The sequence below is a fragment of the Cognatiyoonia koreensis genome, from assembly GCF_900109295.1.
GTDB classification, from domain to species: Bacteria; Pseudomonadota; Alphaproteobacteria; order Rhodobacterales; family Rhodobacteraceae; genus Cognatiyoonia; species Cognatiyoonia koreensis.
Window position 1 is genome coordinate 1,164,380 of record NZ_FOIZ01000002.1, and the last position, 9,429, is coordinate 1,173,808.

At 58.9% G+C, this 9,429-nt stretch carries 10 protein-coding genes; 3 read left to right on the top strand and 7 right to left on the bottom strand.

The features are described 5' to 3' along the window. The first annotated feature begins 147 nt into the window (after positions 1 to 147). Positions 148 to 996 (top strand): DUF6473 family protein, encoded by an 849-nt coding sequence (locus tag BMY44_RS17305; RefSeq protein ID WP_089997129.1) that lies wholly within the window; start codon positions 148 to 150, stop codon positions 994 to 996. Positions 997 to 1,050: 54 nt separating this feature from the next. Here the strand turns inward: BMY44_RS17305 and BMY44_RS17310 are convergent, their stop codons facing one another. The 6 genes from BMY44_RS17310 to BMY44_RS17335 form a co-directional block, all read right to left on the bottom strand. Continuing rightward, on the bottom strand, positions 1,051 to 1,980 hold the full coding sequence (locus tag BMY44_RS17310; RefSeq protein WP_089997130.1) for an electron transfer flavoprotein subunit alpha/FixB family protein: 930 nt from the start codon (positions 1,978 to 1,980) through the stop codon (positions 1,051 to 1,053). After that, positions 1,980 to 2,738, bottom strand: a complete 759-nt coding sequence (locus BMY44_RS17315) for an electron transfer flavoprotein subunit beta/FixA family protein (protein ID WP_089997131.1) — start codon at positions 2,736 to 2,738, stop codon at positions 1,980 to 1,982. The genes BMY44_RS17310 and BMY44_RS17315 overlap by 1 nt, the downstream gene beginning before the upstream one ends. A 151-nt stretch (positions 2,739 to 2,889) precedes the next feature. Next, positions 2,890 to 3,462 carry a cob(I)yrinic acid a,c-diamide adenosyltransferase gene (locus BMY44_RS17320; RefSeq protein WP_089997132.1) on the bottom strand — a complete coding sequence of 191 codons (573 nt, stop codon included), beginning with the start codon at positions 3,460 to 3,462 and terminating at the stop codon, positions 2,890 to 2,892. A 6-nt stretch (positions 3,463 to 3,468) separates the two neighbouring features. Then, a complete protein-coding gene (locus BMY44_RS17325) occupies positions 3,469 to 3,672 on the bottom strand; it encodes a twin transmembrane helix small protein (protein ID WP_089997133.1) in 204 nt (67 codons plus the stop codon). Positions 3,673 to 3,731: 59 nt separating this feature from the next. Next, positions 3,732 to 4,559: an SDR family NAD(P)-dependent oxidoreductase gene (locus tag BMY44_RS17330; RefSeq protein ID WP_089997242.1), complete on the bottom strand. Its 828-nt coding sequence runs from the start codon at positions 4,557 to 4,559 to the stop codon at positions 3,732 to 3,734. Between the two features lie 45 nt (positions 4,560 to 4,604). Then, positions 4,605 to 5,105, bottom strand: a complete 501-nt coding sequence (locus tag BMY44_RS17335; protein ID WP_089997134.1) for an SH3 domain-containing protein — start codon at positions 5,103 to 5,105, stop codon at positions 4,605 to 4,607. A 151-nt stretch (positions 5,106 to 5,256) separates the two neighbouring features. Between BMY44_RS17335 and BMY44_RS17340 the strand changes: the two genes are divergently transcribed. Beyond that, complete coding sequence (locus tag BMY44_RS17340; RefSeq protein ID WP_089997135.1) at positions 5,257 to 7,593, top strand: DNA topoisomerase IV subunit A; 2,337 nt, start codon at positions 5,257 to 5,259, stop codon at positions 7,591 to 7,593. A gap of 101 nt (positions 7,594 to 7,694) precedes the next feature. Here BMY44_RS17340 and BMY44_RS17345 read toward each other — a convergent pair whose 3' ends face one another. Next, on the bottom strand, positions 7,695 to 8,066 hold the full coding sequence (locus tag BMY44_RS17345; protein WP_089997136.1) for a VOC family protein: 372 nt from the start codon (positions 8,064 to 8,066) through the stop codon (positions 7,695 to 7,697). Positions 8,067 to 8,224: 158 nt separating this feature from the next. On the opposite strand from BMY44_RS17345, the gene tuf reads away from it, so the two are divergent. Beyond that, entirely contained in the window at positions 8,225 to 9,400 is a 1,176-nt protein-coding gene (gene tuf, locus BMY44_RS17350; protein ID WP_089997137.1) for an elongation factor Tu, read from the top strand. Positions 9,401 to 9,429: the final 29 nt, after the last annotated feature.

Consider the following 9,429-nt stretch of genomic DNA (forward strand, 5'->3'; position numbering starts at 1 on the left):
TTGGCGCACCTTATGCCCGCCTCACATGCCGCATCAAGCGGTGATGCTTGTTAAAACCTTATTCAACTTCGCACTTTAGCACTTTGGCAATGGCTATCGGTGATTCTGGCTTCAGCAAAAGCAATTAGAATCGTTGGAAGCAAGCAGATGAAACATGAAACGATAGATGGCGGCGGGCTTTCCTATGCTCCATGCCGCTACGGTATGTCGCGTATCTTCTTCCGTGGTCCGCGGCGGCGGCTGGACAGTCCCTACATCGCCTTTATCGGTGGCACGGAAACCTACGGCAAATTCATCGACAGACCGGTGCCCGATCTGGTCGAAAGCGAAATCCACGAAACCTGCGTAAATTTCGGTTGCGTGAATGGCGGGGTGGATGCGTTCGTCAACGACCCGACGATCATGGCCGCCTGCCATGATGCCGAAGTGACCGTGGTCCAGATCATGGGGGCCAACTATCTGTCGAACCGGTTCTATTCCGTGCATCCCCGTCGCAACGATCGCTTCCTGCGCACATCCACCGTGATGCAGGCCATCTATAACGAGGTTGATTTTTCAGACTTCACCTTCACCCGCCATATGCTCGGCTCGCTTTATGCGCGCTCGCCCGAACGGTTCGATATCGTGGTGCAGGAACTGCGCGAAGCCTGGGTCGCGCGGATGAAGAACATGCTGGGCCAGATCGGGCAGCGCGTCATCCTGCTGTGGTTTTCCAAGGAAGAACTCAGCGATAAACCCTGGGATCAGCGCATGAACCCGATGCAGGTTGATCCGCTGTTCATCACCGCATCAATGATCGACGCCCTGCGCAATATCGTCATGGACGTTGTCGTGGCGAACCCCTCGGATGTGGCCCTGTCCCAAGGGACGAAAGGGATGTTCTACCCGCCGATGCAGGCAAAGGCGGCGTCTGAAATGCTGGGCGTCGCCTGCCACAAGGAAGCAGCAGCACAGCTTGTGCCGGTCTTGCGCCGCGCCATCGCGACAGGGCGCTGAAACGTAAGAAGGCCCGCGCTTGGCGGGCCTTTTCACGAATAGATAGGGGGCAGCTTAGCCAAGCTTGCTTGTCAGCTCCGGCACAGCCTCGAACAGGTCAGCCACTAGGCCAAAATCCGCGACCTGAAAGATCGGTGCTTCCTCGTCCTTGTTGATGGCAACGATGACCTTGGAATCCTTCATCCCGGCTAGGTGCTGGATCGCACCCGAAATGCCGACGGCGATATACAGATCAGGGGCGACGACCTTACCGGTCTGCCCAACCTGCCAGTCGTTCGGCGCATAGCCGGAATCGACCGCAGCGCGCGATGCACCGACAGCCGCGTTCAGCTTGTCTGCCAAACCTTCGATCAGTTTAAAATCATCTTCGGACCCGACACCGCGCCCACCAGACACAACGACACCGGCCGATGTCAGTTCGGGACGATCGCTGGCAGCAACCTTGTCCTCGACCCATGACGAAAGACCCGGATCAGCAGGTGCACCGATCATGTCGACTGCGGCAGAACCGCCCAGTTCGGCCGCATCGTAACCAGCAGTCCGGATCGTCATGACCTTGGTCGCGTCAGTCGATTTGACTGTCTGGATCGCGTTACCTGCATAGATCGGACGCTCGAACGTGTCGGCATCAATGATGGCCGTCACTTCGGAAATCACCTGCGTGTCCAGCAAGGCTGCGACGCGGGGCATGATGTTCTTGGCGTCGGTCGTGCCGGGGGCCACGATGTGGCTGTAATCACCGGCAAGTGAAACGATCAGGTCTGCGGAAGGCTCTGCCAGTTGGTGGCCCAGCACGGCGTCTTCGGCGCACAGCACCTTGGCGACACCGCTGATCTTTGCGGCCTCATCTGCGGCCCCTTTGGAATTCGCACCAACGCAAAGCACTGTCACCTCGCCCAGCGCCTGCGCGGCCGTCACGGCCTTGGCTGTGGCATCAACAGACAGTTCGCCCGCATTCACATCAGCAATCAGAAGAACAGCCATTATACAGCCCCCACTTCTTTGAGTTTTTCGACAAGTTCATCAACCGATCCGACTATGATACCGGCCTTGCGGGCCTCAGGCTCGGTTGTTTTGACGATGGTCAGGCGTGGCGTGACATCGACGCCGTAATCGGCAGGTGTCTTTTCATCCAAAGGCTTTTTCTTGGCCTTCATGATGTTTGGCAGCGACGCATAGCGGGGTTCGTTCAAACGCAGGTCGACCGTTACAATCGTCGGCATCTTTGCCTTGATCGTTTGCAAGCCGCCATCGACTTCGCGGGTGACGACAGCATGCTCGCCCTCGATCTCTACCTCGGACGCAAAGGTCGCCTGCGACCAGCCCAGCAGGGCCGCCAGCATCTGACCGGTTGCGTTCATATCGTTGTCGATTGCCTGCTTGCCGCACAGCACAAGGCCGGGCTGCTCTTCATCGACGATCGCCTTCAGGATCTTCGCAACGGCAAGTGGTTCGATATCCGTGTGGACGTCGTCGGTTGCAACAACAAGGATCGCGCGGTCCGCGCCCATCGCCAGCGCCGTGCGCAGCGTTTCCTGGTTCTGTTTCACGCCAATGGATACGGCGATGACTTCTTCGGCCTTACCGGCTTCGCGCAGACGGATCGCTTCTTCGACTGCGATTTCGTCGAACGGGTTCATCGACATTTTGACGTTCGCAAGATCGACACCGCTGCCATCCGCTTTGACACGGACCTTCACGTTGTAGTCGATCACACGCTTGACGGGTACGAGGACCTTCATTGGCGCAGTTCTCCCATTGATACGCAACATTCTTCCGTCACCGCATAGCAATCATGACGTGTCAGTGACAGTGCAAAATCGACGCGGGGCAGCACACCGACGCCACGTTTTCACGTGGGCTGCTGTGAAATGGGCAGGATCGGACTTTGGATCAGCGATTTGCGCCGGGCACCCACAGGACATCGTCCTTGCCGTTGTCGTTGGCAATGCGGCTGGCCTGAAAGAACCAGTCCGACAAGCGGTTCAGGTATTTCACCCCGACCGGATTGATCGACTCGACAGTGCCCAGTTCGACGGACAGGCGTTCAGCGCGGCGCGCAACAGTCCGGCACAGGTGCAGATGGGCGGCAAGAGCCGACCCGCCGGGCAGGATAAAGCTTTTGAGCGGTGCAACTGCCTTTGTCATGGCGTCCAGTTCCGATTCAAGCCGGTCGATCTGCCCTTCGCTCATGCGTAGCACGGGATATTCAGACTCGCCGTCCTTTTCCATGTCGGGGCGGCACAGGTCGGCCCCAAGATCGAACAGATCGTTCTGGATCATCGACAGTTGCTTGTCGATGTCGCCGGTCGCGTGCAGCCGGGCCATGCCGACCGTGGCGTTCAATTCGTCCACCGTCCCATAGCTTTCGACGCGCAGCGAATGTTTGGCGACACGGCTCCCGTTGCCAAGCGCGGTTTCACCTGCATCGCCGGTTTTTGTGTAAATCTTGTTCAGTACGACCATCTAAATTCAGGCTCCACGTCGGATATAGACAAACAGAAGGATCAGCAGGATCGCGATGAACTGCGCGCCGATCCGCCAGCGCATGATCTTGTTGGCGTTCCTGCGGTTGAATTCGCCGCCTTTGCCAAAGGTACCGATGCCGAACAGCATAATGGCAGCGACCGCGACAACAGCGATCAGGACGAGGATGAAGAGAGGGTCTTGAAACATGGGGCAGTCCTTTGATCCGGTCCTTGGCGATGTAGCGGCGACCTGCGCAAAGGAAAGCGCTAGTTTTTCGCCGCGACCCAATCAAGCATGCGCGTGGGAAGGATTCGCCGCAAGGTGCCCATCAGATAGGTCGGGAAGGTCACGTAATAACGCGGCTTCGGGTTTTTCGCCGTCAGCGCCTTGATCAGCTTGCGGGTAACCGCTTCTGCGGGCAGTTCGAACTGGTCAGGGCCAGAGTCCTCGTAAAGCCGTTTGCGCAACGCCCCGTACTGCGGTTTGCGCGCGGAATTTTCCCAGTCGATCCACCGTTCGAAATGCGGAATCGCATTCTGGCGGATGTCGGATGTGATCGGTCCCGGCGCAATCAGGATCACCTTGATCCCCGTGTCCGCCATTTCCAGCCGCAATACGTCCGTCAGCCCTTCCAACGCGAATTTCGTCGCCACATAGGCCCCGCGCCATTTCAGACCGACCATCCCCAGCACCGAGGAATTGTTGATGATCCGACCGTGTCCTTGCTTTCGCATCACCGGAATGACCAACGCAGTCAGCTCGTGCAGGCCGAAAACATTCGTTTCAAAGATTTCCTGCAATGCACCACGAGGCAGGTCTTCGACCGCACCGGGGCAGGCATAGGCACCATTGTTGAACAGCGCGTCAAGCGTGCCGCCCGTGGCCTCAAGCACTTCGGCCAGACCGTTCATCATCGTGTCGGTGTCCGTATAGTCGATCAGCGGGCTTTCAAAGCCTTCGCTTTGCAGCCGCGCGCAGTCTTCGGCCCGTCGGCAACTTGCGAAGACTCGCCAGCCCTGGGCACGCATCCCAAGTGCTGCGTCATAGCCGATACCGGACGAACAGCCGGTGATGAGAATGGATTTTTCTGTCATGGCCGCTTCGTGCAGCTTCGCAATCAAAAGGGCAAGCCCCTTCGATCAGCCATCGCTCAGCAACCGCTCAGCCATCCAGCCGATCTGGCCGGTGTCACTGATCCGCACACGTGCCCAACCGTCGGCATTCACCTCGATTACCTCGGTTTGTGTGCCACCATCCAGCGTATCAAGCACGGCATAGGTCGTGCCGGGGCCGGCGCGCATGTTCACGCGGCTGCTGCCAACCAGACGCAGGTCAAGCGGCTCTGGTTCTGTGACGGCAATCTCGACTGGCGCGGGGGCGGGCTCGGCCTCTTCTTCGACCACTTCAGCGACCGCCTGCAGGATTTCAGCCTCCGGGACAGGGGTCGGCTCCGGTTCAGCGGCCACGTTGACAAGTGTTGCATTGCTGGCCCGGGTCACTTCGGGGGCAGGTGCCTCTTCAATCACCTCGGCCGTCGCGACCTGCGTGATCCGGCTTTCCGGTACGAAATCGGAACCGCCTGACAGCTCGTAGAATGCGAGTCCGAGAATCAGAAAAGTTCCAACGATAAGCTTGCCCATAAGGCCCCCTGGTGAGTCTTGCTTTGAATTTTGGCGCGTGCAGCGTCTACAGATTACCTGAAACAAGGTAACAATTGAGGGGGAAAAATGTTCCCTGTCGCGTCCTGTGTCGCCTTTACCCCATTCGCACGCTCGGCTACACCAAATCGAAATGAGCGACGACAACAAAAACACACAGGCTGACTTGACCGAACCGCTGCACCGCGCACTGGGTGATCGGTATTTGACCTATGCATTGTCGACGATCATGAACCGCGCGTTGCCGGACGCACGCGACGGGCTGAAGCCGGTGCATCGCCGCATTCTTTACGCCATGTCCCGCCTGAAACTGTCCCCGACGGGCGGCTTTCTGAAATCGGCCAAGATCAGTGGCGACACGATGGGTGATTTCCACCCGCACGGCGACGCCGCGATATATGATGCGATGGCGCGCCTCGCGCAGGACTTCAACGTCCGCTATCCGCTGGTGGACGGGCAGGGGAACTTCGGCAACATCGACGGCGATAACCCTGCCGCAGCCCGCTACACCGAAGCCCGGATGACCGTCGCGGCAGAGGCCCTGATGGAAGGGCTGAACGAAAACGCCGTCGATTTTCGCCCCAACTACGATGGCCGCCTCGAAGAACCATCCGTGCTGCCTGCAACCTACCCGAACCTGTTGGCCAACGGGTCAAGCGGGATCGCAGTCGGCATGGCGACAAATATCCCGCCGCATAATCTGCACGAACTGATTGATGCGTGTCTGCATCTGATCAAGGCCCCAAATGCGCGTGATGAAACGCTGCTGGAATACATACCTGGCCCCGATTTCCCGACCGGCGGTATCATCGTCGAAACACGCGAGAATATCGCGGAGGCCTACCGGACGGGGCGTGGGTCCATCCGTCTGCGCGCCAAGTGGGAAAAGGAAGACTTGGGCAAGGGGCAGTGGCAGATCGTCGTCACCGAAATTCCTTATCAGGTCCAGAAATCCAAGCTGATTGAAAAGCTGGCAGAGGTGATCCAGACCAAAAAGGTACCGCTGCTGGCCGACGTGCGCGACGAAAGTGCCGAAGACATCCGCGTTGTCCTTGAACCCCGTGCGCGCACCGTCGATCCCGAGGTGATGATGGGGATGCTGTTCAAGAACTCTGATCTTGAAACACGTTTCAGCCTGAACATGAACGTGCTGATCGACGGGCTGACACCCAAGGTCTGCAGCGTCAAGGAACTGCTGCGCGCCTTCCTCGATCACCGCCGCGACGTGCTGATCCGGCGCAGCAACTACCGCCTCGAAAAGATCGATCATCGCCTTGAAGTGCTCGAAGGCTTCATCGTCGCTTTCCTGAACCTCGACCGCGTGATCGACATCATCCGCTACGACGACTCCCCGAAAGAGGCGTTGATGGCGGAGGATTGGGCACAAGATCATCGCCGCGCGACCGACGAAAAGGATTATGTGTCTCCGCTTGGCCCTGACGCCGACCCCGAAGTGTCGCTGTCAGAAGTGCAGGCCGAAGCGATCCTGAACATGCGCCTGCGCAGTCTGCGCCGCCTTGAAGAACTCGAACTGATCGCGGAACGGGACGCCTTGATGAAGGAACGCGCCGAGATTGAAGATCTGCTCGACAGTGAAGACCTGCAGTGGAAGGCCATCTCCGAACAGCTGCGCGAAACCCGCAAGATATTTGGCCGCGACGCCCCAGGCGGTGCGCGCCGCACGCAATTCGCCGAAGCCGGTGAAATCGCCGACGTGCCGATCGAGGCGATGATCGACCGTGAACCGATCACCGTTGTCTGTTCGCAGATGGGCTGGATCAGGGCGATGACCGGCCATATCGACCTGTCGCGCGAATTGAAATTCAAGGACGGCGACGGCCCGCGCTTTATCTTCCATGCCGAAACGACCGACCGCCTCCTGGTGTTCGGCTCGAACGGGCGGTTTTACACGGTGCCTGCCAGCAACCTGCCGGGCGGGCGCGGTATGGGCGAACCCCTGCGTCTGATGATCGACCTGCCGAACGAAGCACAGATCGTGGACATTTTCGCGCACAAGCCCGACGCAAAGCTGCTCGTCGCCTCTGCCGAAGGCAACGGCTTCATCGTTCCCGAAGAAGACGTGCTGGCCCAGACCCGCAGCGGCAAGCAGGTGCTGAACGTCAAGGACACAGAAGCGCGGATCTGTCACCGCATCAAAGGCGATCACGTCGCCGTCGTGTCCGAAAACGCCAAGTTCCTCGTCTTCCCGCTGGAAGAACTGCCCGAGATGGGGCGCGGCAAAGGCGTGCGCATCCAGAAATACAAGAAAGCCGCCGGGCGGCAGGGCACGCTTGAACTGGACGGCGGGTTGTCGGACCTTGCGACTTTCGTCTGGGCCGACGGGCTGTCATGGGAAATGGGCGGGGGCAAGACCCGCACCGAACCCGACATGACAGAATGGAAAGGCGCGCGCGCCGGTGTCGGCAAGCGGCCACCTTATGGTTTCCCAAAAGACAACCGTTTCAGCTGACCGCGACGGGCTTGGCCTGTCTGACCAGTCAAACTGGCCTTGCGCGCAAATGTGGTGCACGCGTGGTGCACGCCCTGTGCACGCGGCGTGACACCCGATTTTCAGCGGTGCTGGTCGATCAGGATCGCATGTCCGTCAGGGTCGATCAGGGTGATATAGGCCGGGCCTGACGTGCTGTCGTCGCAGGTCGTTATCAACTCGACGCCCTTTTCCTGCAGGTGTTTCTGGATCTCGCGGACATCATCAAACGGGTCGACGTTCTTGGCGTCCTGGCTCCAGCCGGGGTTGAAGGTCAGTGTTGTCCTGTCGATATGACCTTTGAACAGACCGATGAGCGTATCGCCGTTCTTCATGATCAGGTAATTATGTTCCGGATTGCCGGCAAAGGTTTCAAAGCCCAGTTTTTTATAGAAATTCTCGCTTACATCGAGGTTTTCGACATTCAGGCTGATCGAAAAAGCTCCCAGTTTCATTATCTTTCCTCCTATCATCTTGCCGGAAATACTCCCCCCGGAGGGTCCGCAGTGTCTATCATAACACAATCGCTTGATTTCCACGCCAATCCGCAATACATCGCCCGCGATGTTTCAATCCGGGCGCGCTAAGTCCCCAAAACAAAAGGTGCCTCTTCATGGCTAAGGCAAAGTTTGAACGTAACAAACCCCACGTTAACATTGGCACGATTGGCCACGTTGACCACGGCAAGACGACGCTGACGGCGGCGATCACGAAGTACTTCGGTGACTTCCAGGCCTATGACCAGATCGACGGCGCGCCCGAAGAGAAGGCCCGCGGCATCACGATCTCGACGGCGCACGTGGAATACGAGACAGAGTCGCGCCACTACGCGCACGTCGACTGCCCCGGCCACGCCGACTATGTGAAGAACATGATCACGGGTGCGGCGCAGATGGACGGCGCGATCCTGGTTGTGAACGCAGCCGACGGCCCGATGCCACAAACGCGCGAGCACATTCTGCTCGGCCGTCAGGTGGGCATTCCGTACATGGTTGTCTACATGAACAAGGTTGATCAGGTCGACGACGCCGAACTGCTCGAACTGGTCGAGATGGAGATCCGCGAACTGCTGTCGTCCTACGAGTATCCCGGCGACGACATCCCCGTGATCCCCGGTTCCGCGCTTGCAGCCATGGAAGGCCGCGACGAGGAAATCGGCGAGCAGTCGATCCGCAAGCTGATGGAAGCTGTCGACACGTACATCCCGACACCTGCGCGTGCGGTTGACCTGCCGTTCCTGATGCCGATCGAGGACGTGTTCTCGATCTCGGGTCGTGGTACGGTTGTGACCGGCCGTGTGGAGCGTGGCGTGATCAACGTCGGCGACGAGATCGAGATCGTGGGCATCCGCGACACCACCAAGACGACCTGCACAGGCGTCGAGATGTTCCGCAAGCTGCTGGATTCCGGCGAAGCTGGCGACAACATCGGTGCGCTGCTGCGCGGTGTTGACCGTGAAGGCGTCGAGCGTGGCCAGATTCTGTGCAAGCCGGGTTCGGTGAAGCCGCACACGAAGTTCGAGGCAGAAGCCTATATCCTGACCAAGGACGAAGGCGGCCGTCACACGCCATTCTTCGCGAACTACCGTCCGCAGTTCTACTTCCGCACGACCGACGTGACGGGCACAGTGAACCTGCCGGAAGGCACCGAGATGGTGATGCCGGGCGACAACCTGAAGTTCAACGTCGAACTGATCGCACCGATCGCGATGGAAGACGGCCTGCGGTTCGCAATCCGCGAAGGTGGGCGGACAGTCGGCGCTGGCGTTGTGTCAAAGATTATCGAGTAACTTCGCCCAGGCGAAGTTACCGGTGGGTG